The 22,918-nt window shown below is 61.0% G+C and carries 22 protein-coding genes; 11 read left to right on the top strand and 11 right to left on the bottom strand.

Annotated elements, in window-relative coordinates; translation table 11 throughout:
- Positions 1–244: 244 nt before the first annotated feature.
- Positions 245–1,051 carry an extensin-like domain-containing protein gene (locus tag ACSQ3I_RS18525; RefSeq protein ID WP_436001401.1) on the top strand — a complete coding sequence of 269 codons (807 nt, stop codon included), beginning with the start codon at positions 245–247 and terminating at the stop codon, positions 1,049–1,051.
- A gap of 51 nt (positions 1,052–1,102) precedes the next feature.
- Complete coding sequence (locus tag ACSQ3I_RS18520; RefSeq protein ID WP_436001399.1) at positions 1,103–1,762, top strand: TetR/AcrR family transcriptional regulator; 660 nt, start codon at positions 1,103–1,105, stop codon at positions 1,760–1,762.
- Here the strand turns inward: ACSQ3I_RS18520 and ACSQ3I_RS18515 are convergent.
- Both ACSQ3I_RS18515 and ACSQ3I_RS18510 read right to left on the bottom strand, forming a co-directional pair.
- The gene (locus tag ACSQ3I_RS18515) at positions 1,753–2,091 is read right to left on the bottom strand and encodes a hypothetical protein (RefSeq protein WP_436001397.1); all 339 of its coding nucleotides are present in this window, start codon (positions 2,089–2,091) and stop codon (positions 1,753–1,755) included. The two genes, ACSQ3I_RS18520 and ACSQ3I_RS18515, sit on opposite strands and share 10 nt — an antisense overlap.
- A 143-nt stretch (positions 2,092–2,234) precedes the next feature.
- On the bottom strand, positions 2,235–3,914 hold the full coding sequence (locus ACSQ3I_RS18510; protein ID WP_436001395.1) for a formate--tetrahydrofolate ligase: 1,680 nt from the start codon (positions 3,912–3,914) through the stop codon (positions 2,235–2,237).
- 296 nt (positions 3,915–4,210) lie between these two features.
- On the opposite strand from ACSQ3I_RS18510, the gene ACSQ3I_RS18505 reads away from it, so the two are divergent.
- The 3 genes from ACSQ3I_RS18505 to ACSQ3I_RS18495 all read left to right on the top strand — a co-directional run bounded on the left by ACSQ3I_RS18505 (position 4,211) and on the right by ACSQ3I_RS18495 (position 6,125).
- Positions 4,211–4,723, top strand: a complete 513-nt coding sequence (locus ACSQ3I_RS18505; RefSeq protein ID WP_436001393.1) for a TIGR00645 family protein — start codon at positions 4,211–4,213, stop codon at positions 4,721–4,723.
- A 204-nt stretch (positions 4,724–4,927) separates the two neighbouring features.
- Positions 4,928–5,650 (top strand): LuxR C-terminal-related transcriptional regulator, encoded by a 723-nt coding sequence (locus ACSQ3I_RS18500; protein WP_436001391.1) that lies wholly within the window; start codon positions 4,928–4,930, stop codon positions 5,648–5,650.
- 22 nt (positions 5,651–5,672) lie between these two features.
- Complete coding sequence (locus ACSQ3I_RS18495; RefSeq protein ID WP_436001389.1) at positions 5,673–6,125, top strand: diguanylate cyclase; 453 nt, start codon at positions 5,673–5,675, stop codon at positions 6,123–6,125.
- A 32-nt stretch (positions 6,126–6,157) separates the two neighbouring features.
- On the opposite strand, the gene ACSQ3I_RS18490 is transcribed toward ACSQ3I_RS18495, so the two are convergent.
- The 8 genes from ACSQ3I_RS18490 to ACSQ3I_RS18455 all read right to left on the bottom strand — a co-directional run bounded on the left by ACSQ3I_RS18490 (position 6,158) and on the right by ACSQ3I_RS18455 (position 14,437).
- Positions 6,158–7,279 (bottom strand): DUF2333 family protein, encoded by a 1,122-nt coding sequence (locus tag ACSQ3I_RS18490; RefSeq protein WP_436001387.1) that lies wholly within the window; start codon positions 7,277–7,279, stop codon positions 6,158–6,160.
- A complete protein-coding gene (locus ACSQ3I_RS18485; protein WP_436001385.1) occupies positions 7,272–8,570 on the bottom strand; it encodes a DUF6638 family protein in 1,299 nt (432 codons plus the stop codon). Before ACSQ3I_RS18485 ends, ACSQ3I_RS18490 begins: the two co-directional genes overlap by 8 nt.
- A gap of 25 nt (positions 8,571–8,595) precedes the next feature.
- Positions 8,596–9,207 carry a hypothetical protein gene (locus ACSQ3I_RS18480; RefSeq protein WP_436001383.1) on the bottom strand — a complete coding sequence of 204 codons (612 nt, stop codon included), beginning with the start codon at positions 9,205–9,207 and terminating at the stop codon, positions 8,596–8,598.
- A gap of 10 nt (positions 9,208–9,217) precedes the next feature.
- A complete protein-coding gene (locus ACSQ3I_RS18475; RefSeq protein ID WP_436001381.1) occupies positions 9,218–9,508 on the bottom strand; it encodes a hypothetical protein in 291 nt (96 codons plus the stop codon).
- A gap of 25 nt (positions 9,509–9,533) precedes the next feature.
- Complete coding sequence (locus ACSQ3I_RS18470; RefSeq protein ID WP_436001379.1) at positions 9,534–11,453, bottom strand: AAA family ATPase; 1,920 nt, start codon at positions 11,451–11,453, stop codon at positions 9,534–9,536.
- 2 nt (positions 11,454–11,455) lie between these two features.
- Positions 11,456–12,604 carry a hypothetical protein gene (locus ACSQ3I_RS18465; protein WP_436001377.1) on the bottom strand — a complete coding sequence of 383 codons (1,149 nt, stop codon included), beginning with the start codon at positions 12,602–12,604 and terminating at the stop codon, positions 11,456–11,458.
- A 142-nt stretch (positions 12,605–12,746) separates the two neighbouring features.
- A complete protein-coding gene (locus ACSQ3I_RS18460; RefSeq protein WP_436001375.1) occupies positions 12,747–13,835 on the bottom strand; it encodes a hypothetical protein in 1,089 nt (362 codons plus the stop codon).
- Between the two features lie 218 nt (positions 13,836–14,053).
- On the bottom strand, positions 14,054–14,437 hold the full coding sequence (locus ACSQ3I_RS18455; protein WP_436001373.1) for a c-type cytochrome: 384 nt from the start codon (positions 14,435–14,437) through the stop codon (positions 14,054–14,056).
- A gap of 204 nt (positions 14,438–14,641) precedes the next feature.
- Between ACSQ3I_RS18455 and ACSQ3I_RS18450 the strand changes: the two genes are divergently transcribed.
- From ACSQ3I_RS18450 to ACSQ3I_RS18430, 5 genes are all read left to right on the top strand, one after another.
- The gene (locus ACSQ3I_RS18450; RefSeq protein WP_436001371.1) at positions 14,642–15,586 is read left to right on the top strand and encodes a choline ABC transporter substrate-binding protein; all 945 of its coding nucleotides are present in this window, start codon (positions 14,642–14,644) and stop codon (positions 15,584–15,586) included.
- Positions 15,587–15,675: 89 nt separating this feature from the next.
- Positions 15,676–16,521 carry a choline ABC transporter permease subunit gene (gene choW / locus ACSQ3I_RS18445; RefSeq protein WP_436001369.1) on the top strand — a complete coding sequence of 282 codons (846 nt, stop codon included), beginning with the start codon at positions 15,676–15,678 and terminating at the stop codon, positions 16,519–16,521.
- Positions 16,518–17,570 carry a choline ABC transporter ATP-binding protein gene (choV, locus tag ACSQ3I_RS18440; RefSeq protein WP_436001367.1) on the top strand — a complete coding sequence of 351 codons (1,053 nt, stop codon included), beginning with the start codon at positions 16,518–16,520 and terminating at the stop codon, positions 17,568–17,570. The genes choW and choV overlap by 4 nt, the downstream gene beginning before the upstream one ends.
- A 44-nt stretch (positions 17,571–17,614) precedes the next feature.
- Positions 17,615–18,370, top strand: a complete 756-nt coding sequence (locus ACSQ3I_RS18435; RefSeq protein ID WP_436001365.1) for a HugZ family protein — start codon at positions 17,615–17,617, stop codon at positions 18,368–18,370.
- Positions 18,371–18,471: 101 nt separating this feature from the next.
- On the top strand, positions 18,472–18,789 hold the full coding sequence (locus ACSQ3I_RS18430) for an ArsR/SmtB family transcription factor (protein ID WP_109456996.1): 318 nt from the start codon (positions 18,472–18,474) through the stop codon (positions 18,787–18,789).
- A gap of 249 nt (positions 18,790–19,038) precedes the next feature.
- On the opposite strand, the gene ACSQ3I_RS18425 is transcribed toward ACSQ3I_RS18430, so the two are convergent.
- Positions 19,039–21,342 (bottom strand): glycoside hydrolase family 9 protein, encoded by a 2,304-nt coding sequence (locus ACSQ3I_RS18425; protein WP_436001363.1) that lies wholly within the window; start codon positions 21,340–21,342, stop codon positions 19,039–19,041.
- Positions 21,343–21,549: 207 nt separating this feature from the next.
- On the opposite strand from ACSQ3I_RS18425, the gene ACSQ3I_RS18420 reads away from it, so the two are divergent.
- Positions 21,550–22,878 (top strand): aspartate aminotransferase family protein, encoded by a 1,329-nt coding sequence (locus ACSQ3I_RS18420; protein WP_436001361.1) that lies wholly within the window; start codon positions 21,550–21,552, stop codon positions 22,876–22,878.
- The last annotated feature ends 40 nt before the right edge of the window (positions 22,879–22,918 follow it).

Genomic DNA, 22,918 nt, shown 5'->3' with positions numbered 1-22,918 from the left:
CTGGTCGGGCGACAAAGCGCTCAATGGGCTGGCTAGGCATCTCAATAACTTTAAGTACGGCGAATTTTCGCTGCCTTATTTATGTCGCATAAAAAACATGACTTTGGTTGTCAATAAATTAAAGCGGACTCTGCCAGTCACCTTAAAGGTCCTGCGATCACGTTGCGAAATTGCAACGAATCCGGCCCATTCGCGTTCCTCCCGGGAGGCCTGTTCCACAGGCAGTCGAAACCGGAAGGAACGCATGAGAAAAGCCAAGCTGCTTGCCGCCTGCCTCTCCCTGGCCATTCTCGGCGGCCAAAGCCTACCCTTGCAGGGTCCCCTGCCTCATACCGATCCACGCAAGGAAAAGAAGGGCGAGGAAACCGTCCAGCCGAAGGACAGTGTCCAGGGACAGGACAAGCAGACCCAAAAGAGCGAGGACAAAAAGGGCAAGGACGATGCGGGCAGTGTGGCAACACCGCCGGCCGAGGACCTGAAGGTGGAACCGGAAACGACGGAAGACCATGCCGCCTGCCTCGCGGAACTGGAAAAGCTCGGCGTTACCTTCAAGCCGGCCGAACGGCTGGACGAAGGCAAGGGATGCGGCATCGACAAACCCTTGCTGGTGGCCGCCATTCAGCCGGGCGTTGCGCTGAAGCCCGAGGGCAAGTTGCGTTGCCCGACGGCGCTGGCGCTGGCGCGTTGGACAAAGGAGGCGGTGCTGCCGGCCGCGGGTGTTGCCTTCGCCGGCGATGCGATTGCCAGCCTCAATCAGGCCTCCGCCTACATCTGCCGACTGCGCAACAACGCCGAGACGGGAAAAATTTCCGAACATGCCCGCGGCAACGCGGTCGACATCGCCTCGTTCACCTTCAAGAGCGGAAAGACCGTGGAGATCAAGCCGCGGCGGGAGGATTCGACGTTTTCGGGGGCTTTTCAGCGCAGTGTCACGTCCACCGCCTGCCTGTACTTCACCACCGTGCTCGACCCGGAAAGCGATGCGGCGCATGAAAACCACCTGCACCTCGACGTGCTGCAGCGCAGGGGCGGTTACCGTTACTGCCGGTGAGGAAAACCGTTTCAATCTTGCCGGAGGCTGCAGGCATGCTATGGCATCGGCATGTCGAAGAATGAACAGGAGCCGACGGCGGAGCGTCCGCGTGGGCCAGGCCGCCGCAAGGCGATGCCGGATGCCGACCGGCGGAGGATGATCATCGCTGCGGCGCTTGAAACCTTCATCGAGCGCGGCTACTCCGGCACGACCACCGACGAGGTCGCTGCCCGTTGCCGGATCTCCAAGCAGACGCTTTATGCCTTCTTCCCCAGCAAGGCGGAGCTTTTTGTTGCTGCCGTCGCCGCCCACCGGCAGATGATGCTCGACCTGCCACGCCCGGCCGAGGAACGACTGCCGATCACCGAGACGCTGGAGCGCATCTTCCTCCTCGACATCAGCGACGAAATCGAGCGCAAGCGTTCGGCCTTCATCCATATGGTGATGCAGGAAGCCGACCGTTTTCCCGAAATCGGCGAAGTGCTCTACCGTGACGGGCTGATGCGCTCATTGACGGATCTTGCCGAATGGCTGACGATCCAACGCGGCCTCGGCCGCCTGGAAATCGACGATCCCCTGAGCGGCGCGCGCATCCTCATGGATATGATTTTCGGCGGACGCGGCGCGCCCGGCCCAAAGGGCCGGGATTGGATGACGCCGGAAATCCGCAGTCAGCACCTGAAGCGCTGCATTGCCATTTTCGCCCGCGGCACCGCGCCTCAGACGTAAAGCGTACGATCGCCGAAGGGATCGCCATCCTCGAAATTGCGGGTGCCGATCTTTGAAGGCTCCGTTTCCGTCTTTGCCTGCGCCCGCGTTTCCTTCTGGTTCGACTGGCTGCTTTCGGCGGCCTCAAGCGCGGCCAGCTGCGCCTTCAGCGCCGCAATCTCCTTGTTGATATCGGTCTTCGCGGATTCGTCCTTGGCTTCGGAAAGCTCGGTCTGCTTTGCCGAAATCTGCGCCTGGATCTCGGCTTTCTGCGCCTTGGTGCTCGCCGTGCTGGATACCGTGCTGCCGGCTGAAGACAGAAGTGACGTACTGGAAATCGATCCCACCATGATTTTCCCCTTTGATGGATCAAGAAGTGATTTCCGTACTCTGGCGTACAACAATTAAAGAGCGATTAACCAAAAGCGCCGAAACCAGTGTCGAACCGGCTTCGGCGTGCCTTTTTCCGCAGCGCGATCGGCAAGCGATCCCGTCAGAACAGCCCCTCGATGTACCCCTGTTCGTTGAGGAAAATCTTCTCCGAAGACGGAACCTTCGGCAGGCCCGGCATCGTCATGATCTCGCCGGTGATGACCACCACGAAACCGGCGCCGGCCGACAACCTGACCTCGCGGATCGTCACCACATGGCCTTCCGGCGCGCCGCGCAGGTTGGGATCGGTGGAGAAGGAATATTGCGTCTTGGCCATGCAGATCGGCAGGTGGCCGTAGCCCTGCTCCTCCCAGACGCGCAACTGGTCGCGCACCGCCTTGTCGGCCGTCACTTCGCCCGCCCGGTAGATGCTGTGGGCGATGGTTTCGATCTTGTTGAACAGCGACATGCCGTCGGGATAGAGCGGCGAGAACTGCGACTGCCCGGATTCAGCGAGCTCTACCACCTTGTGTGCCAGCGCCTCGATGCCGGCGGAACCTTCGGCCCAGTGGCGGCAAAGCACCGCCTCCACCCCATGCGAGGCAGCAAAGGACTGCACGGCGGCAATTTCCGCATCCGTATCCGAAATGAAATGGTTGATCGCCACGATCACCGGCACGCCGAAGGTTTTGACGTTTTCGATATGCCGCGCCAGGTTGGCAAACCCCTTCTGCACGGCGTCGAGATTCTCGCGGCCGAGATCCTCCTTCTTGACCCCACCGTTCATCTTCAGCGCCCGCACCGTGGCGACGATCACCGCTGCATCCGGCTTCAGCCCCGCCTTGCGGCATTTGATGTCGAAGAATTTTTCCGCGCCGAGATCGGCACCGAACCCGGCTTCCGTCACGACGTAATCCGCAAGCTTCAGCGCCGTCGTCGTCGCGATCACCGAATTGCAGCCATGGGCAATGTTGGCGAAGGGGCCACCATGCACGAAGGCCGGATTGTTTTCCAGCGTCTGCACCAGATTGGGCTGCATCGCATCCTTGAGCAACACCGCCATCGGCCGGTGCGCCTTGAGGTCGCGGGCAAACACCGGCGACTTGTCGCGGCGGTAACCGACGATGACGTTGCCCAGCCGCTCCTCCAGGTTGGCAAGGTCGGAGGCGAGACAGAGGATCGCCATGACCTCTGAGGCCACGGTGATGTCGAAACCGGTTTCGCGCGGATAACCGTTGGCGACGCCGCCGAGCGAACAGACGATTTCGCGCAATGCCCGGTCGTTCATGTCCATCACCCGCCGCCAGGCGATGCGGCGCACGTCGATATTCTGCTCATTACCCCAGTAGATGTGGTTGTCGATCAGCGCGGCGAGAAGATTGTGCGCCGAGGTGATGGCGTGGAAATCGCCGGTGAAGTGCAGGTTGATGTCCTCCATCGGCACGACCTGCGCATAACCGCCGCCGGCCGCCCCGCCCTTGACGCCGAAGCACGGACCGAGCGACGCTTCGCGAATGCAGATGATCGCCTTCTTGCCGATGCGGTTGAGGCCGTCGCCCAGCCCGACGGTGGTCGTCGTCTTGCCCTCGCCGGCCGGCGTCGGATTGATGGCGGTCACCAGGATCAGCTTGCCGTTCGGCTTGCCCTTCTGGGCGGCGATGAACTCGGCGCTGACTTTCGCCTTGTCATGACCGTAGGGCAACAGATGCTCCGGCCCGATGCCGAGGCCGGCTCCGACCTCCAGAATGGGCTTCTTGTTCGCCGCTCGCGCGATTTCGATGTCCGACTTTACTTCAGCCATGAATGCCTCTCTCCCTCTTTCCCCGCTTCTCCGGCAGGACCGCCAATTTAGATCGTGGACCACAGGCCGATGCCGCGCCGGTTCAAGGCACGGAATTTCCTGATTGCGACATTTACTTATCCATTTGCACGATCTTCACTTCGAAACGAAGACAGGGACATGCATTTTGCACAGCAAAATCAAGGTGCAGTGCGGAAAGAGCGATGCTAAGAAGAAGCCGGATTGCAAGGAATGCGGCTTGCAGCAGGATGCATCGCCGCTTATTTGAACCGCGTCAAAACCGCATGGAGAGACTGATGAAATCGCTGGAGCTGCTCGTCGAACGGATCATTCTTTCGAGCCGCTGGATTCTCGTGGTCTTTTACCTCGGACTGGTTGCTGCGCTCGCCGTCTATGCGCTCTCCTTCGGCTACAAGTTCCTGAAGGTTGCCAAGAACGTCTTCATCTACGACGAAGCGGACATGATCCTCGCCATGCTCGGCCTTATCGACGCGGCCCTCGTTGCCAGCCTGATCGTTATGGTGATGATTTCCGGCTATGAAAATTTCGTCAGCCGTTTCGACGAAGGCGAACAGGAGGTTTCGTTCCTCGGCAAGCTCGATGCCGGCAGCCTGAAGATCAAGGTCGCTTCGTCGATCGTCGCCATCTCCTCCATCCATCTGCTGCAGATCTTCCTCAACGCCGCCCAGTACGACAATGCCAAGCTGATGTGGTTCACGCTGATCCACCTCGCCTTCGTCGTCTCGGCGGTGATGCTCGGTTTCCTGGAGCGGCTGATGAGCAAGGGTAAGGATACCGCCAAGGACTGAACGGGAGACGGTTTGGGCAGAGACTGCGGCAAGCCCCGGCGAGCCGACGCCATCTTGCGTCGCGGCCCGGGCTCCGGGAGCCACCCCTGCCGATCAAACGGCCAGGTAACCGTATCGTCCTAAAAAAAGCCCTAGCTTTGCACGGCGATTCGTTTATCTGTTAGCGGTAACATTGCCTCTTCATCGACAATCCGAAATTTTTGAATGATTTCTGTTGAACGACAGTTGCTGCTGAGCGCCGAACTTTCATCGGCCGAATCCCGCGTTGCCTTCATGGATGCCATGAGCCGCGTGCGAATGGCGTTCGGTTTTTCCCATGTGACGATCCTGAAGACGCCGGTACCTGCCGATATGCTGCTCGCGCCGCTCATCCTGGAGACGACGCTGCCGCAGCAGCTCGTGCAGGAATACGACCGGCACCATCTTTTGCGGGAATGCGCCGCAGTCGCCAAGCTGAAGACCTCGCTGATGCCGCAGTTCTGGTCCATCACCGAGGCCTTCGAACGCCCGGGCCGGCAGCCTTCGGCCGTCATGCTGTCCCTGTCCAGCCGCTTCGATCTTTCGATGGGCGTTCTGTTTTCCGTGACCGGGCTGGACGGCCAGCGGCTTGTCATACGCTATGATGGAAACCGCTCACGACCGAGCCAATCGGAAATCAACGAACTCGCCATGCTGTCACTGCAGGCGATCGAAAGCTACAACGAGCTGCGCCGCCGCGAAAATGCCAAGGGCCAGATCCTGACCGAGCGCGAACTGGAAGTCGTGCGCTGGACGGCGCAAGGAAAGACCTCGGTGGAGATAGGACAGATACTTTCCCTCTCCGATCACACGGTCAACGCATACCTGAACAATGCCATCAAAAAACTGGATTGTGTCAACAGAACGCAGCTGGTCGCCAAAGCCATCAGGCTGAAGCTCATTACATAAACTGCCGTCTTGGGAGAGGCGCTTGCCAACGCATACTGATCTCTTCGCCGCTGCAATCAATGAAGAAGAGCGAAAGCGCCTGGGGCTTTCCGAAACGGAAATCATCGAACTCGTCACAGCCTTCCGCCGTTTCGGCTTCTGGCGTCTCGATCTCGATTCAGGCCTGTTTTTTGCCTCGCAGGAAATCTTCGACATCTTTGACATGCCATTCACCGAAGGCCCGATGAACCTGATCGAGGTCACCTCGAAGATTCATCCCGAAGACCTTGCCATCCTGATGGAGACCTTCGAGCGGTCGAGTTCGCAGCGGATCGGCTACCAGAATATCTATCGCGTCAGGAACGAAGCGGACTACAGGCTGGTCCGCTCAGTGGCAAAATACCGCGACAGGCCGGGCAGCGATGCCGGCGAAATCGTCGGCATCACCTATGAGTGTTTCGACCATTGGCAGCCCGTCACTTTTGCCGACGAATGATCGTCTGAACCTCACGACAACAGTTCAAACCATCAGCGATCGAGGACCGAGCGAACCTCGACGAGGCTGGACCGTGCCCGCAGGATATAGAAACCCATCGTCGCCAGATGGGTCGGCATGATCCAGCCGTCTTCCTGGCCATTCGAGATGATCGCCGGGCGGATGCGCAGGGCAGAGCGGAACTGCAGCACCGTATCATTCCAGAGCGGGGCAAGATTGCGCTCGGCAATCACCTGGCTGAAGTCCGCCTGCGCAGCGGAGAGGATGGCGTAATAACCGTAGAGCTGGCCATAAGCGAACCAGAAGCGATCGTCGGCGCGCGTATCGAACCATCCGGCATTGAAGTTTTCCGAACGGTCGCGCAGGATCGCAGCGGTGTTGCCGAGGTCGCCGGAGATGCGATCGACGAATTCCAGCAGGTTGTCGGCACGGCTGTCGAAGATCGCGCCGCAATTGGTCAGTTCGCGATTGAAGGCCCGGAAACTCTCGACAGCTGCGCGATAATAGCTCGGGGTCGGTGTTTTCGGCCCGAACGGATCGATGCCGAAGTACCAGGAATATTCATCGAACTGAATGTTGCCGCGTGCATCCTGCAGCGTGTTGTTGATGCCCGACGTGCCGCGCACGCGACCGAGCGAATCGACCAGTTCCACAGCGGTGCGCCGGACGGCCTGATTGACGCCGCGCTGGAAGGACGCCTTGTTGTCGAGAAACGGCGTGTGGTCCCAGTCGATGCCGAAGAAACCCAGCCGGTACAGGAGCATCGACGAGATCCAGGCATTCTGGTTGACGTTCGCGTCGGTCAGATCGGCAACGACGTCGACGATGGCCGAGGACTGGCACTTCTTTGCAGTCTCGCCGGCTGCTGCCGGAAGCTCGACGCCTGCGGGCGTCTTGCGAGCGGCGAGATTGTAGTTGTCGATGAAGTTTGGATTAAAATTCGTCCAGACCTGCGTCTGCCAGATGAAATAGGCATAAAAACCGATCAGCGCCACGAGGAAGATGGCGATCGGCCCGCGCACCAGCCAGGTGCGGCGCATGTACCAGCCGTGGGCAGCGAGGAACGGCCAGAGCAGCCAGGCGACGAAGAGACCGATCCCCCTGCCGATGGCATTGAAAATCCGCACGAAAAACGTGACGATCGGATCAAGCATGGTCATCCTCTCCTATTCCGTAGAGCCGTTTGCGGAATGTCTTCTTGTCCCTGAGATACGTATTGGTCAGGGTTGATACAACGTGATTGCGGAAGGCTTCGCTGTAATTTTCATAAGCGGCATAAAAACCCTGCTTGTCGAACACGAAGCGCGACACGAAGTCTGCCGGAACCAGCTGCGATACCAGCCGGTTGGTCAGCCATTGGTCGGGATGATCGGGAAGCGCCCGGACCAGCAGGAAACGCCGCTCCGCCGGAACATCCTTCATGCGGATCTCACCGGTAACGGAAACGTTGCGGATCATTTCCATCAGGAAGGGATAGGTTCCGTCGCGGGCGACAAGATCGGCATTGCGGTGCAGCCAGGTCTGGATCCAGATCGCATCCGCCTTGTCGAGATCGGCATTGGGGTCGGCCTGGCGGATCAGGTTGCGCAGGATCATCTCCGCACGGTGGGCAAACAGGCCCGATCCCTCCACCCAGCTTGCCCGCGGCAACTCGATGCGGTTGGTCCGGGTCAGGAATTCGAAGATGCGCTCCGGATCGGAAGACGAGATGTAACTCACCTGCCACGGCCGCGAGCGGCGGAAGCCGGGCGCGGACGGATCGCAGATCACCGTCGTCGCCTTGCCGTCGAGGAAGATGTAGACGCCGCCGAAATGGTTTGCCCAGAACGCCTCATGGCGGAAGACAAGCTGGTCGGGCACCAGGGCATTCTGCCTGATGTCACCGGTCATTTGCACCAGCTCGACCATGCGGTTCAGCATATCGTCGTCGCGCCAGGCATCGGCCTCGGATTTCAGCCGGTCGATCAGCTGGCGCAGTTCCGCCGCCTTGCCGAGCACGTCCTCCGCCGACAGCACCCGGAACGTCACGTCGTTGATCGACAGCAGATCCTCGATGCTTTCGACGACCGAGACAGAATCCTCGATCTCGCCATAGAGCGCGTCCTTGATCGTCACCGCATTGATCGCCCGCCGGTTGGCATCGAAGAACTCGTGCATCAGGCCGGCAGTGTTGGAAAAACTCGTATGCACCACCGGCAGGTTTTCCTGGTCGGGGGTCAGCACGACGAAACGGCGGTTGACCTTGTTGGGATCGAGATAATCCTGATCGCCCAATTCCTCGGCAATTTCAGGCGAAAAACCGGTCATGTCGATGCTGAACTGCGGCAGCGCCGTCGGCTTGAGGCCAAAACCGGCGAGCGCCTTGTTGTAGCGCGCGATGAGATGCGGCTCGGCAATATCGAGCAGACGCCCGTAGATCAATTCGGCTTCGAGGAGACGGTTCATGGCATTTCCATCATTACGCAGCCGCTCACGCTGCCGCAACAGCGGCAAGCCGCTGCAATTCATCGAGGTTACGCGGCACATCGGGCTGTACGATATCGTGATGGATCTGTGCGACGATGCCCTTGATAACGTCGGTCCTGTTGCGCCTGGCCGTTGTCGTGATCACTTCGATCTCCTTGAAAAGACGAGGCGTGACTTTCAGCGACAATCTGCGGCGCGGGACATCGCTGCCAACGGACAGTTCTTCGCTGTCGATGAAACCCGCAAGGGCGGCAATGGATTTCGCGTCCTCTGCCGAACGATGGATATAGTAGGCCAACAGTTTCTTGCGAAACTCCGTGGTCGCCATCGGATCGATCCGAAACGCGGCAAGATCGAGAATCTCGATGAACGGTGCCGGCAAGTTGACCTCTATAGGCTTCATCGCCGTCTCCCGGGCCGCCTTCACCGCCGGGGTCGATTGTGCCGGCAGGGCGACGACGTTTCCGCAGCTGTCGCAGACAGCCGCAAGGACATTGGTGGCCACGCCGGACCCATCGGCGAAAGGAACATCGCAATAGCGGAACGTCGTATCGGTCAACGTTTCGCACACATGGCAGATGGCCCTGCTTTTTTCTCCAGATCTGTAGAGCTTCATGTCTTTCGCCCTAGCGGTGAACGCTGATGAAGATGGTGTCGGGATCGACAAAATAAAACTTGATGTACCAGCCGTCCCTCTTGAGGACGTGAACGTCGATCTGCTTCACGGCGTGATGCGGCGACGCGGTGTAGTGCGTGCCGTTGCAGCGCCTTATGACGGCCGCCACATCCTCCGCAGCAACCAAACCCGTCTGCAGCAAATTCTTGACATCGATCCCGTGCCTCACCTCGTGCTGGAACGTTCCTGCCGTAAGCGCCAAGAGAACACGTCGTTTCGCCTCCACAAATCCTGTTGCCATAATTTATACGACGATCCTCGTATGATCAAGTGCCCTGCCACCGCCCGTCCGCCTTCATCGCCTCGATCTCGCGGATGGCCTTTTCGCGCTGGCGTTCGCGGCGGATGATGTCGGTCACAGCCGCGTCGTCGGATTTGTCGGTGTAGCGGAATTCGGAATCGGCGTAGCGGTTGATCTCCTGCAGCACCATGTCGAGGGTGATCGGGCCGCGCAGCGCCTCGATCATCTGTTTCTTCTCGTCGTAGCCCTTGTGCATGAAGGCTTCCGGCGTGACGAACCATTCGTCCGGTAGGTCCACGTCCATCGCCCGCATCTTGATGGCGTCGGTGATGTTCTTGATGGCACGGCCGGTGAAGCGCGGCTCGCGTTCCTTGATCATGTAGAGGTAGGTGCCGACGTCCTCGAGCGTCGAAAGCTTGCCGCGCTCTTTCTCGAAGCGCTCCCAGACGGCAACCAGCCCCTCCTCCTTCGGCCGGCCGTGCTGCTCGTAGGAGGTCGAGACCGCCCGCTTGATCTCCTGGCCGGCGAACAACTGGTGTTCGCCGAGCGGGATCGCATGGTTCTTGCCGACCAGCATGGCGAAGATGTCGATGTAGTCGTCACGCGTTTGCGGCCCGTCGACCAGCCAGCGGGCGCCGGCGCGCTGGCGCAGCGCGTCGTCGACGTTTTCCGGATAGTTGGAGAACATGCCGAAGGTGCAATTGCCGCGTACCACCGTCGAGGCGCCGGCGAAACTTTCCATCAGCACCGCCGTCACCTCGTGCTGGCCGGCCGAGGCCCGGTCGTCGGAGCGTTTCGCCGCCACCTGGTCGACGTCGTCGACGGTGCCGAAGCCGATCGCCCGCGGATTGATGACGTTGTTGACGAAGGCCTTGCAGTTCTGGCCGGACTTGCCCTGGTAGGAGGAAATCTGGTCGACGCCGAAATTTTCGTAATGGAAGGCGTAACCGGCGATCTCGCAATAATCGTTGAGCAGGCCGGCCAGCATCTGGATGAGGATGGTCTTGCCCGTGCCCGGCATGCCGTCGCCGATAAAGGTGAACAGAAAGCCGCCGAGCTCGACGAAGGGGTTCATCTGCCGGTCGAAATCATAGGCCATCAGCATCTTGGCGAGCTTCATCGCCTGGTATTTGGCGATGTGGTTGCCGATGATCTCATTCGGCTTCTTGAAGGTCATCACCAGCGGCTTGCGCTTGACGCCGGGCGCCACGTCAAAACCGTCGAGGTTGAAATCGTCCTGGTCGAGGCGGATATGCACGTTTTCGAAGGCGGTCAGGCCGGCAAACCGCGACTTGCGGCCGATCAGCCCCTCGATCGCCTCGCGAGCGAAGGCGCGCGCCCGCGCCGTCAGTGCCAGGTCGTCGGCAGCGCCTGATATCGCCCGGTCGAGGCCGGCGATCATGCTCTTCAAGGCATCCTGAGGCGTGTCGAACAGGTAGTCCGGCTCCTTGGTCTCGTCCGCCGGCTCGCTCTCGCTGGCAAGTGTCGAGCTGAGATAGGCGGCGAGCGTGAAGGCCGCGACATAGGCCGAGGCCGACAGCAGGCTCTTGAACTGCTCGGCATCCGCCCCGGTAAGCGGCGCGGCGAGATTGCGCGCCTGAAGCTGCTCGAGGCTCGTCTGTCGCGCGAAGACATCGCCGACGGCGAGCGCCACCTGCACGCCGCGGCGGGCACGATAAAGCAGCGTGTGCCCGGCCGGCGACAGAAGCGGATCGCCCGGCGGTACCGATTGCACGGTCTTGGCCAACTCCACCTCGCGGGTGCGGCGCATGCCGCCTGTCGAAACGGTGGAGACGAAACGGCGGCCGGTTCCGGCCAGCGCCGTACCGCCGGGTTCGCCACCCTGCTCGATCAAGGCGAAGCGGGTGACCAGCCCCTGGGCGACCGCCAGGTGTCTGGCGATGTCTTCTTCGCTTAACGTCGTCAGTCCGGCATTCAAGCTCATGTCTAGACCTCGCTGATCACCTGGTTGCTGGAGATCACATGCACCTTGTAATCCCCGAAAATGCCGGCGGCCTCGCCGGCGGCGTAGAGCGCCTGGTAGGCGTCATGCGGCACCAGCGCATGCTTTTCGTAACCGCTGACGCCCATGCGCGCCGCTTCCAGATTGTTGGTATCGATGAAGAATTCCTGGGTCGGCGGCGTCGAGGAGAAGAACCCCTTGGTTCCCGGCCGCTCCGCCTTGGAAAACACGTCCTGCTGCGTCCATGTCAGCATCCAGGCATTTTCCGGCTTGCGCACCTTGGAAAGAATGCCGTTGATACGGTCGTTGTTTTCGGTGATGCCGGCGGAATAAAACGGCCCAAGCACGAAGCGCCGCAACTGCTTGGGATGCAGCGTCGGGAAATCGCGGTCGAGGTTGGTCGCGATCGTCGCCGGCGTCAGCGAATAGCCGCTGCTCTTGCCGATGAAATCGTCGAACTGCGCCGCCAGCTGCGGATTGAGAAGGCCACCCACCGGCAAGGGGATTTCCACCGCCGGATCAAGCTTGCCGTCGGCGGAAACAAGCATGTTGACCAGGTTTTCGGTGGAATCCTCCACCAGCGCGATGTAGATGATCGGCAGCGTCTGCGACCCGTCGAAGATGCCCCAGGTCACCGCATAATAGGGACGCCGGTTCTTCGGATTGACGCCGACATAGACGGTTTCCGGCAGGATGGTCGGCGAAAAGATCTCACCCTTCGAGACCTGCTCCAGATAAAGGCGCTCGGCCATGCGGCTCTGCAGCGCATCCGGAAAGGCACGGTGCCGCAGGATGAAGTCCGCCATCTCCGAACGCAGCACATCCGCCTCGGGGATCTGCGTCAGGCGTTTTTCGGCAGTATTCCGGTCGTTTTCCAGCTCCAGCACGTTCTGGAACACCGGAAATCCGCTTTCGGCGCGGGAAATACGAAACTGCTCGGTGAACCCGATCCTGTTTTCCCAGCAACGTAGTGACGCCTTCAACCGGGTCAGGTATGGCAACAGCAGCGACGGCGGAAAATCACCACTCTGCGCCATCCGCGCCGGATCGGTCAGGTAGATCTCCAGTCCCGCCAGGGCTGCCGTGACGGTCGAAAAATACTGGGCGACAGGCCCGCCGGCCGGATTGATCATCGCCCGGCCTCCGACATCGCGTTCCACACCGGCCAGCGCGCAACAAAAGCTGCACGGCAAAAGAAACCGTCACCCTTTCCCGAAAACGGGAAAAGGTTCGGGGCGGCGGTCGTCGCTAAAATCATGCACATCGATCCAGCCGTTACGATTTCACGTAGTTGGCGGAGTTGTGCTTGTCCATGACCGCCTGGAAGCGGCGGGCGAAGGCATCGTCGGCGAGCTTCTTGCGGCGCTGGATGTCCTGCGTCGCCACCATGTTCTTCTCGTGCATTTCCAGAAGATCGCCGATATGGCGCTGTGCTGCCGAGCCGATGCCGGCCATGGTCTCTTCCGCGGCGGTATCCACCTGGCTGCCGAGCGTGTTGATCTTGTGGGCGACGTCCTGCTGGGCGGCCGTCTTCAACGAGTCTTCCAGCGCCTTGTAGAGCACGATGCGCTGCTCGGTATCGATGGTCAGCTTGTTGATCAGCGTGTTCTGCGCGGCGATCTGGTTGTTGAGCGAATCGACGAAGGTCTGGAACATCGAGGTGTAGCGTTCCAGCGTCTGGCTTTCGGCGAGCAGTTCCTGCTCCTTCGCCTGCATCTGGTTGTATTCGGTGGCCAGCGCCGAGCGCTCACCTTCAAGCTGGGTGCGGGCGCTCTGCTCCGTCGAGGCGGCGATACGGTTCTCAAGATCCATCAGCAGCGGATTGAGTTCGTTGATACGTTTCTGCACAGCTTCCAGGTTGGCGACCGTCGACTTGCGGCGCTCGATCACCTGCACCAGGCTGGTCTCCGAGCTCTTGTAGCGCTGATCGAGGATGACGCGCTGCTCCTTGAGGATGCCGACAATCGTATCCGACTTGGACAGCAGTTCCTGCAGGTTGCCGGCCAGCGACATGTTGCGGACGCGGTCGGTGCGCATACGCTGCATCTTCTGCTTGGAGAAGATGCCGATGAATTTTTCGTAGCCGGTGTAGCTCTTCATGCTCTCGAATTCGGAGCCGAAGACATTGGTTGCGTCTTCCAGGCCGATGATCAGGTCGGCAATATTGCCTTCCATCACCTTCTGCTGGTTGATGACGTCCTGGATGCGGGCATTCTCGATGTCGAAATTGGCATCGCCGATCTTGGTTTCGGCCTTGGCGAACTGATCCAGCAGAACGCCGGACTGCTCCATCTTCCCGCGCATATCGTTGACAATGCTGCGGGTCTTTTCGATCTCGCTGTCAAAAGATTGAAGCGTGGCCATTCGGTCGTCTCCCTTATTGATCTCGCACGTTCATGGCAGCCGCGGCCAGGGTGCTCGCCGAGCTTACAACAATTTCGGCAACCGGAAACCGTCATCCCCCACCAAGATTGCCATCCTGTCTGCAGAATGTGGCATCCTGACCTCAACGTGCAAGGGAGGAGAAAAATTCAAAAATTTAAAATCACGGATTTGGTCGGGCCAGACAGGTCAACCGGTCACTATTGCGCCGCAGTGGGGTCCTTCAAATAGGCAATCAGGTTGGCGATATCCTGCGGTTTCCTCAAACCGGCAAACGACATGATCGTTCCCGGCACCAGTGCCCGCGGGCTCGGCAAATATTCCGTCAGCAACGCTTCGTCCCACACCTTGCCGGCGCCGAAATCCTTCATCGCATTGCTGTAGTTATAATCCGCGACCGTCGCCACCGGACGTCCGACGACACCCATCAAGGAGGGTCCGACGCGATTCGTCGGTTCGGTGGCCGTATGGCAGGCCATGCATTTCTTGAAAATCATCGCGCCTGCCTTGGCATCGCCATCGGCACGCGCCGGCAGAACAGACGCGGCGACCAGGATCGCCGCGAGCAGACAGTGCATTTTCATCGGTGTCTCCTGTTTCAAAAAACGTCTCGCGCGCCTATCGTCCGGGGCGGTCCTGCCATCATCGCTGCCGCCTTCGAAATGAACACTGCGCATAACGTCGCAAAGCGATACCTCAATCCGCCGCAAATACACGCGGGCAGCTTGAAATTGTAGGATATTGGTGATTGGCTTGGGAACCAAAAAAACAACACTGGGAGTTAAGCAATGAAAAGAATCAATAGCTTTGCCTTCGCCGTCTCCGTCTTCGCCCTGAGCGCCGGCCAGTCGCTCGCCGCCGATCCGGAAAGCTGTGCAACCGTGCGCTTCTCCGATGTCGGCTGGACGGACATCACCGCGACGACGGCAACGGCCTCCGTCATCCTCAAGGGCCTCGGCTATACGCCCGACGTCAAGGTCCTTTCGGTGCCGGTGACCTATACTTCGCTGAAGAACAAGGACATCGACGTTTTCCTCGGCAACTGGATGCCGACCATGGAAGCCGACATCGCGCCTTTCCGCGAAGACAAGTCGGTCGAAACCGTGCGTGAAAACCTCGAAGGCGCCAAATACACGCTGGCGACCAATGCCAAGGGTGCCGAACTCGGCATCAAGGATTTCAAGGATATCGCCACCCACAAGGATGCGCTCGAAGGCAAGATCTACGGCATCGAGCCCGGCAACGATGGCAACCGCCTGATCATCGACATGGTCGACAAGGACACGTTCAGCCTCAAGGGCTTCGAAGTGGTTGAATCCTCCGAGCAGGGCATGCTGGCGCAGGTCGCCCGCGCCGACAAGGACGGCAAGGCCGTGGTCTTCCTCGGCTGGGAACCGCATCCGATGAACGCCAACTTCAAGCTGACCTACCTCTCCGGCGGCGACGACATCTTCGGCGCCAATTACGGCGGCGCGACGGTCCTCACCAATGTCCGCGCCGGCTACACCACGGAATGCCCGAATGTCGGCGCCCTGCTCAAGAACCTCAAGTTCTCGCTGGCGATGGAAAACGAGATCATGGGCAAGATCCTCAACGACGGCGCCGAGCCGGAAGCAGCCGCCACCGAATGGCTGAAGGCCAACGGTGCAGCAATCGAGCCGTGGCTTGCCGGTGTGACGACCCGCGATGGCGGCGACGGCCTTGCCGCCGTCAAGGGCGCGCTCGGCCTCTGAACCCAGGATAAAAAAGGGCGGCGAAAGCCGCCCTTCTTTTCCTCGACCGTGACGTTACCGCAGACTTCCGAAAACAGGGGCAGGCGCGCGTGAACTGGCTAACCGACTACCGGATTCCGATCGGCCCCTGGGCCAAGATCTTCGTGGACTGGCTGACCACCTCTGGCGGCTGGTTCTTCGACCAACTCGCTTTCATTCTGTCCAACAGCATCAAGGCGATGCTGTTTCTGCTGCAAAGCCCGCATCCGCTGATCGTCGTGGCCGTGATCACGGCGTTCGCCTACTGGCTGCGCCGCTCCGTCGGCGTCACGGTGCTGACAGGCCTCGGACTGCTGTTCATCATCAACCAGGGCTACTGGAAAGAAACCACCGAAACGCTCGCCCTCGTGCTCGCCTCGACAGGCGTCAGCATGGTCGTCGGCGTGCCGCTCGGCATTGCCGCTGCCCGCCGCGCCTGGATCTATTCCGGCATGCGGCCAGTGCTCGACCTGATGCAGACGATCCCGACCTTCGTCTACCTCATCCCGGCGCTGATCCTCTTCGGCCTCGGCATGGTGCCCGGCCTGATCGCCACCGTGATCTTCGCCATCCCCGCCCCGATCCGCCTCACCCGCCTCGGCATCATCTCGACGCCGCCATCGCTCGTCGAAGCCGCCGAAAGTTTCGGCGCCACGCCAGTGCAGGTGTTGCGCAAGGTGGAACTGCCCTACGCCATGCCGCAGATCATGGCCGGCCTGACACAGACCATCATGCTGTCGCTGTCGATGGTGGTCATCGCCGCTCTCGTCGGCGCCAATGGTCTCGGCGTGCCCGTGGTGCGGGCGCTGAACACCGTCAACGTCGCCAAGGGGTTCGAGGCAGGTCTCTGCATCGTCATCCTGGCGATCATCCTCGATCGCATGTTCCGGGCCTCAGATGCGGGAGATGGCGCATGACCGCGGTTACCTTCAAGAATATCGACATCGTCTTCGGCGCCAAGCCTGACAAGGCACTGGCCATGATCGATGCCGGCAAGACCCGCGACGAGATCGGACATGAAACCGGCCTGGTGCTCGGCGTCGCCGGCGCCTCGCTGACGATCCACGAAGGCGAGATCCTGGTGCTGATGGGCCTGTCCGGTTCCGGCAAGTCGACACTGCTGCGCGCCGTCAACGGGCTTGCCCCGGTGGTGCGCGGCGAAGTCAGCGTCGCCTCAAAATCCGGCACCATCAATCCCTACAGCTGTTCGCCGAAGGCCCTGCGCGAGTTCCGCATGCACACCGTCTCCATGGTGTTCCAGCAGTTCGCGCTGCTCCCCTGGCGCACGGTGGCCGACAATGTCGGCTTCGGGCTGGAGCTTGCCGGTGTGCCCGACGCGGAACGCAAGCAGCGGGTCGGCGAACAACTCGAACTCGTCAACCTGTCGAAATGGGCCGGCCGCAAGGTCAACGAACTCTCGGGCGGCATGCAGCAGCGTGTCGGCCTCGCCCGCGCCTTTGCCACCGGCGCGCCGATCCTGCTGATGGACGAGCCGTTCTCGGCCCTCGATCCGCTGATCCGCACCCGCCTGCAGGACGAGCTGCTCGAATTCCAGCGGCGCCTGAAGAAGACCATCCTCTTCGTCAGCCACGATCTCGACGAAGCCTTCCGCATCGGCAACCGAATCGCCATCATGGAAGGCGGCCGGATCATCCAATGCGGCACGCCACAGGAAATCGTCCGCAACCCCGCCAATCAGTATGTCGCCGATTTCGTGCAGAACATGAACCCGATCAGCATGCTGACGGCTGGCGACGTCATGCAGCAAGGTGTCGGCACCCCGGAAAATACGGCAGGCGTCACGGCCACCGCCCGTGCCAACACACCGCTGGTCGACATCCTGGACGCGCTGACCCGGCAGCCCGGCAACATTGGCGTGGTTGACAACGGCACCATTATCGGCACGATCTCGGCCCAGAATATCATCGAGGGCCTCACGCGCCACCGGCGAAAGGAGACGGCCTGACCGTCCCCGGTCGGCCGCGGTTGCCCGGACAATCAAGGGACACCATGGCCGACAAACCTTCCGTCATTCGCGACACCGATGACGATGCCCGCAAGCTTGCCCGCAGCCTCGTTCACACCGTGCGTCATGCCGCCCTTGCCGTCATCGAACCGGAGGGCGGCTTCCCCTCAGCCAGCCGCGTCCTGCTGGCAACCGACAGCGACGGCACGCCGACCATCCTGGTTTCCGCATTGTCCGCCCACACGAAAGCGCTGCAGGCCGATGCCCGCGCTTCGCTGCTGACGGGCGAGCCCGGCAAGGGCGATCCGCTTGCGTATCCGCGACTGACGACACTCTGCCTCGCGGAACCCGTCGAGCGCGATACCCCGGCCCACCAGCGCATCCGCCAGCGTTTCCTCAACCGCCACCCGAAGGCAAAGCTCTATATCGATTTTCCCGATTTCCGCTTTTTCCGCCTCGTGCCGCAATCGGCAAGCCTGAACGGCGGCTTCGGCCGGGCCTATATTCTGGCCGCCTCGGACCTGCTGCACGACGCAGCCGCATCCGAAACCCTCGCTGCCGACGAGGCGGCAACCATCGCCGAGATCGAAGCGCTGTCCCCCGACATCGCAACCGACCTCGCCGTGAAGATATGTGGTGCAAAAGCGTCGGATTGGCGCATTTCCGGCCTGGATATCGCCGGTTTGGACCTGATTTCCGCCGATGACGGGGTGCGTCTGGAGTTCGAAACGACTCTCCCGACGCAGCAAGACATAATTTGTTATATATCTAAAATGGTATACTCAATACGTGAAATTTAGGTATATACAATCTTCGTTTCGTGCTGATACATTTCCGTTTGTTTATTTGATCATTGCGAAACGCCCGTCGCTCGAGAGGGATGGGACATAGAGAGACCCAGATGAAAACAAAGACTTTATCGGACCACTCCAATGTGGCGGCAGGTTTACTTTCGGCCATGGCCAACCCCAAGCGCCTGATGATCCTCTGCAGCCTGGTCAAGGGCGAGGTCCCGGTCGGCGTGCTCGCCAACCAGGTCGGCCTCAGCCAGTCGGCACTGTCGCAGCACCTTTCCAAGCTGCGGGCACAGAAGCTGGTCAAGACCCGCCGCGACGCCCAGACCATCTATTATTCCAGCACGTCGGAAGCGGTTATCAAGATGCTCGACACGCTGGAAGAAATCTACTGCGAGACCGAAAAAAGCAAATCTGCAGCCTGAAAACGGTTCCGCGAGGAACGCGCAGATCATCGTGACACAAGCGGCCGTGAGAATGAGCCGCTTTTTTATATCTATGATTTTCAAGAGAAAAGCAGGTTCCACCTCTCATCGCGAGAGGCCGAACCTGCATGGCTTGACCGCCGGTCTTGACAAGGCACCGGCCGAAGACTGCCCTGTTATCGGGCCGGTCGTCTTGACGGCTGGACACTCGCATCGCGAGCTTGCCCAAACCTGTTCGCTACTGCAAAATTAACGCGCGTCGGCCAGAAACGACGCAAATTGAACGAGCGCCGCATTCCAGTTGATGGCGATCTCGTTCACGCCCCAGGCGCCGATATCGTCGATATAACAATGCGGGCCGCGGCAGCCGGCAAGCCGGACCTTGGCGACGGGATCGACAAGTGTTTCGTTGGCACCGCCGGCCAGCGAACCGACGGGCGGCTCCGGCAGGGAGGCATCGAGCGTATGTGCATACCATCGGCTGTGCTGCTGCCGCGAATAGACGCTGCCGAAACCCGTGACATAGGACAGGTCGAGGGCATTGCGGCCGAGCAGATAGTCGATGCCTTCGCGTGCCGACTGTAAATAGTCGCGTTTTCCCGTCAGGTCGTAGGCGGCGGCGATGACCAGCAGGTTCTGCAGCATCGCCGCATTCGAACCCCATGAGAAACGGCCGCTTTTCGTCTTGTAGACATAAGCGAACGGCTGACCGTGCTGCAGTTCGACGAATCGTTCGGCGGCGGCAACGATCGATTGCCGGATCGCCTGCCGGTCACCGTCCGGCAGGGATGTGCCGAACAGGCCAAGTTCCAGCCGGGCGAAGCCTGCCACCGACCGCCAGTCGAACCCGGCCGCGTCGAAGACCGGGCCATCCCAATGCGGCGAGGCACGCAAGGCCTTGAGGAAGGCAGGCTCGCCGGTGGTGATGAAAAGCTCCGCCGCCGCCCAGTAAAATTCGTCGGAAACCGTGCGGTCGTCGTAGTCGCCTCCCCCCTGCCTGCCGTCGGAGACCGGCGCGAACAGGTCGGGATGCCTGCGGGCGGCCTCATAAGCCTCCCGCGCCGCCACCAGCAGCCTGTCGGCAAAAGCAGCGTCGTAGGGCCGGAAAAGCCGGGCACCCTGCGCCGCGACGGCTGCAAGGTTCAGCGTTGCCGCCGTGGACGGGCGGTGCAGCGCCCGCGGCTGCGGATCGAGATGCGGCAGCAGCGGCAGGCCGGTCCACTGCACGTCATGCACCTTGTGATACGCCATGCCTGCGAGGGGATCGCCCTCCGGCACCACCATCTTCAGCAGGAACTCCAGTTCCCAGCGGGCTTCGTCGAGAATATCCGGCAGGCCGTTGCCGCTTTCGGGAAGCCGGGCATAGCCGTCACGCAAAAGCGGCGAGGCGTTGGCGGAAAACACCTGCGCCCGCTCGAAGGCCGCCATCACCTGCGCCACGGCAATGCCACCGTTGACGACGTATTTTCCATGATCACCGGCATCATACCAGCCGCCGCGCACATCGCGCGGACCGGCGCATGTCCAGGCCGCACCATAAAGCTTGCGCGCCACCTCGCCGCTCAGACAGGCAACGGCAGCATCGCCAAGGTTTGGCAGTGCATCCATATGCCCCGCAGGCCGGGCATAAGCGGCGCCGGCGACCGCTCCGTCGATTGCGATGCCACTGCGCTGCGGATAGAACCAGGAGAGCGCATCCACCGCGAGCTTGCGATAGGCGGCATCCCCAATGGCAAAGGGATGGCTCGCGGCCTTGTCCGTCTCCAGCCGATAACCATCTCCGACCTGGGAAAAGGCGGAAAAATCGGCGACGTGGACGAAATAGCCGGAATCGGTGTCCAGGCCGCGCACTTCCGTTTCGCCCTCACCCAGCAAGGCGCCAACTGCATCCTTCAGTCGAAAGGCGACGGGCGTTTTGGACGGGGAAATGATTGTTGCCCGTTTCGGGCCATCGGCGAAAAAGCCTGTCTGGTTGAGCCGGATCGGATTTTCGACATCCTGCTTGATCGGGGTTTGCTTGCCTAAGTCCACAGCAACGGCCTCACCCGCCGACGCGGCCGAAATGGTCAGTCCGGAAAGGCAAAAACTCCAGGATTGCGCCTGGCCGCCGAGTTGAAACACCAGCTGCAGCTTGCCTCCCTGCCCGGCAGCGACGTGAAGCGCGAAGGGCTGCATAGCGCCGCCGGGGCTGAGGGTGCCGGAAGCCTGCACCGTCCATGGGTCCACCGGCTCCTGAAACACCACCCTGACGCTTTCGGCCGCACCTTCGCCGCGGGCGACGGCATCGAACCGCAGCATGTAATTCTTTCCGGCTTCGAGCGACACGCCGTTGATACCCAACAACGCATCCCAGGCATTGGCGGCGCCACCGGGAACCTTGGCGCAAAGCGCCTTTTTCTCGCGGCTCAGCTTGACGTTCGGCGTCGACCAGAATTTTTCGATTTTTGCCCGGAAAGCGGGAGCGTCGCTCGTCTTCGCGGCCAGAGCGGCCGTTGCGGGACATACAAGGATAGCGGCCGCGCCAAAGGCGCGGAGGCAGCAGAGTGTCTTCATGACAAACCTTTTCGGGCCGTTCATCCGGCCGCAGCATCCTACAGCTAACGCCAAAAGGTTAAGTCTCCTCAAAGCCGCGAATGAAATTCCTGCCAACTTGACGCTTGCCGGCCCGCTGCTAATTTGAGCGCCACCCAAAACCGGCGCGAAGCGCCCCGAACCGGGAGAGGCCACCCGTCAAACACATGGCCCGGGAGTATAGGAAACATGTCCGACCGTTCGAATGCCACACCCAATGACCTGCGGGCCTTCTGGATGCCGTTTACGGCCAACCGCCAGTTCAAGAAGGAGCCGCGGCTCTTCGTCGGTGCCAAGGATATGCACTACACCACGCATGACGGCCGCCAGGTGCTCGATGGCACCGCCGGCCTCTGGTGCGTCAACGCCGGCCACTGCCGGCCGAAGATCACCGAGGCGATCCGCGCCCAGGCCGGCGAACTCGATTACGCGCCGGCCTTCCAGCTGGGTCATCCCAAGGCCTTCGAACTGGCCAACCGCCTCGTCGACATCGCCCCCGATGGCCTCGACCATGTGCTCTACACCAACTCCGGCTCCGAGTCGGTCGAGACCGCATTGAAGGTTGCGCTCGCCTACCACCGCGTCAAGGGCAACGGTTCGCGCTTCCGCCTGATCGGCCGCGAGCGCGGCTACCACGGCGTCAACTTCGGCGGCATCTCCGTCGGCGGTATCGTCTCCAACCGCAAGATGTTCGGCACGCTGCTCACCGGCGTCGATCATATGCCGCACACCCACCTGCCGGCCCAGAACGCCTTTACCCGCGGCCAGCCGGAGCATGGCGGCGACCTGGCGACCGAGCTGGAGCGCATCGTCACCCTGCACGACGCTTCGACCGTGGCCGCCGTCATCGTCGAACCCGTCGCCGGCTCCACCGGCGTGCTCATCCCGCCGAAGGGTTACCTGCAGAAGCTGCGCGATATCTGCACCAAGCACGGCATCCTGTTGATTTTCGACGAAGTCATCACCGGTTACGGCCGCCTCGGCGCACCGTTCGCGGCGCAATATTACGACGTCAAGCCGGACATGATCACCACCGCCAAGGGCCTGACCAACGGCGTCATCCCGATGGGCGCCGTCTTCGTCACCTCCGAGATCCATGATGCCTTCATGAACGGCCCGGAGCACATGATCGAGTTCTTCCACGGATACACCTATTCCGGCAACCCGATCGCCTGCGCCGCAGCCCTCGGCACGCTCGACACCTACAAGGAAGAAGGCCTGCTCACCCGCGCCGCCGAGATCGCCTCCTACTGGGAAGACGGCCTGCATTCGCTGAAGGACTGCAAGAACGTCATCGACCTGCGCAACACCGGCCTGATCGGCGCCATCGAACTTGATCCAATCGCCGGCGAACCGACGAAACGCGCTTTCACAGCCTTCCTCAAGGCCTACGAGAAGGGCCTCCTGATCCGCACCACCGGCGACATCATCGCCCTCTCGCCGCCGCTGATCGTCGAAAAGCACCACATCGACGAGATCTTCGGCAAGCTGCGCGAGATTCTGAACAGCAATATCTGATGGATGGCGGGGTGGCCGCTGCCGCCCCGTTCTCCAACAA

Origin of the sequence: Rhizobium sp. LjRoot30 (genome assembly GCF_964253915.1) — a bacterium.
Taxonomy (GTDB): domain Bacteria; phylum Pseudomonadota; class Alphaproteobacteria; order Rhizobiales; family Rhizobiaceae; genus Metarhizobium.
Note: the sequence above shows the minus strand (reverse complement) of the source record. Positions and strands in the feature narration are given on the sequence as shown.

What these genes read in the sequence shown, in the direction of transcription:
- ACSQ3I_RS18475 (WP_436001381.1), bottom strand. Translation starts at nt 9,508, where the DNA reads ATGGCAACAGGATTTGTGGAGGCGAAACGACGTGTTCTCTTGGCGCTT.
- ACSQ3I_RS18420 (WP_436001361.1), top strand. Translation starts at nt 21,550, where the DNA reads ATGTCCGACCGTTCGAATGCCACACCCAATGACCTGCGGGCCTTCTGG.
- ACSQ3I_RS18465 (WP_436001377.1), bottom strand. Translation starts at nt 12,604, where the DNA reads ATGATCAATCCGGCCGGCGGGCCTGTCGCCCAGTATTTTTCGACCGTC.
- ACSQ3I_RS18430 (WP_109456996.1), top strand. Translation starts at nt 18,472, where the DNA reads ATGAAAACAAAGACTTTATCGGACCACTCCAATGTGGCGGCAGGTTTA.
- ACSQ3I_RS18515 (WP_436001397.1), bottom strand. Translation starts at nt 2,091, where the DNA reads ATGGTGGGATCGATTTCCAGTACGTCACTTCTGTCTTCAGCCGGCAGC.
- ACSQ3I_RS18460 (WP_436001375.1), bottom strand. Translation starts at nt 13,835, where the DNA reads ATGGCCACGCTTCAATCTTTTGACAGCGAGATCGAAAAGACCCGCAGC.
- ACSQ3I_RS18425 (WP_436001363.1), bottom strand. Translation starts at nt 21,342, where the DNA reads ATGAAGACACTCTGCTGCCTCCGCGCCTTTGGCGCGGCCGCTATCCTT.
- ACSQ3I_RS18450 (WP_436001371.1), top strand. Translation starts at nt 14,642, where the DNA reads ATGAAAAGAATCAATAGCTTTGCCTTCGCCGTCTCCGTCTTCGCCCTG.
- ACSQ3I_RS18510 (WP_436001395.1), bottom strand. Translation starts at nt 3,914, where the DNA reads ATGGCTGAAGTAAAGTCGGACATCGAAATCGCGCGAGCGGCGAACAAG.
- ACSQ3I_RS18455 (WP_436001373.1), bottom strand. Translation starts at nt 14,437, where the DNA reads ATGAAAATGCACTGTCTGCTCGCGGCGATCCTGGTCGCCGCGTCTGTT.
- choV (WP_436001367.1), top strand. Translation starts at nt 16,518, where the DNA reads ATGACCGCGGTTACCTTCAAGAATATCGACATCGTCTTCGGCGCCAAG.
- ACSQ3I_RS18470 (WP_436001379.1), bottom strand. Translation starts at nt 11,453, where the DNA reads ATGAGCTTGAATGCCGGACTGACGACGTTAAGCGAAGAAGACATCGCC.
- ACSQ3I_RS18480 (WP_436001383.1), bottom strand. Translation starts at nt 9,207, where the DNA reads ATGAAGCTCTACAGATCTGGAGAAAAAAGCAGGGCCATCTGCCATGTG.
- ACSQ3I_RS18500 (WP_436001391.1), top strand. Translation starts at nt 4,928, where the DNA reads ATGATTTCTGTTGAACGACAGTTGCTGCTGAGCGCCGAACTTTCATCG.
- ACSQ3I_RS18485 (WP_436001385.1), bottom strand. Translation starts at nt 8,570, where the DNA reads ATGAACCGTCTCCTCGAAGCCGAATTGATCTACGGGCGTCTGCTCGAT.
- ACSQ3I_RS18505 (WP_436001393.1), top strand. Translation starts at nt 4,211, where the DNA reads ATGAAATCGCTGGAGCTGCTCGTCGAACGGATCATTCTTTCGAGCCGC.
- ACSQ3I_RS18435 (WP_436001365.1), top strand. Translation starts at nt 17,615, where the DNA reads ATGGCCGACAAACCTTCCGTCATTCGCGACACCGATGACGATGCCCGC.
- ACSQ3I_RS18520 (WP_436001399.1), top strand. Translation starts at nt 1,103, where the DNA reads ATGTCGAAGAATGAACAGGAGCCGACGGCGGAGCGTCCGCGTGGGCCA.
- ACSQ3I_RS18525 (WP_436001401.1), top strand. Translation starts at nt 245, where the DNA reads ATGAGAAAAGCCAAGCTGCTTGCCGCCTGCCTCTCCCTGGCCATTCTC.
- ACSQ3I_RS18490 (WP_436001387.1), bottom strand. Translation starts at nt 7,279, where the DNA reads ATGCTTGATCCGATCGTCACGTTTTTCGTGCGGATTTTCAATGCCATC.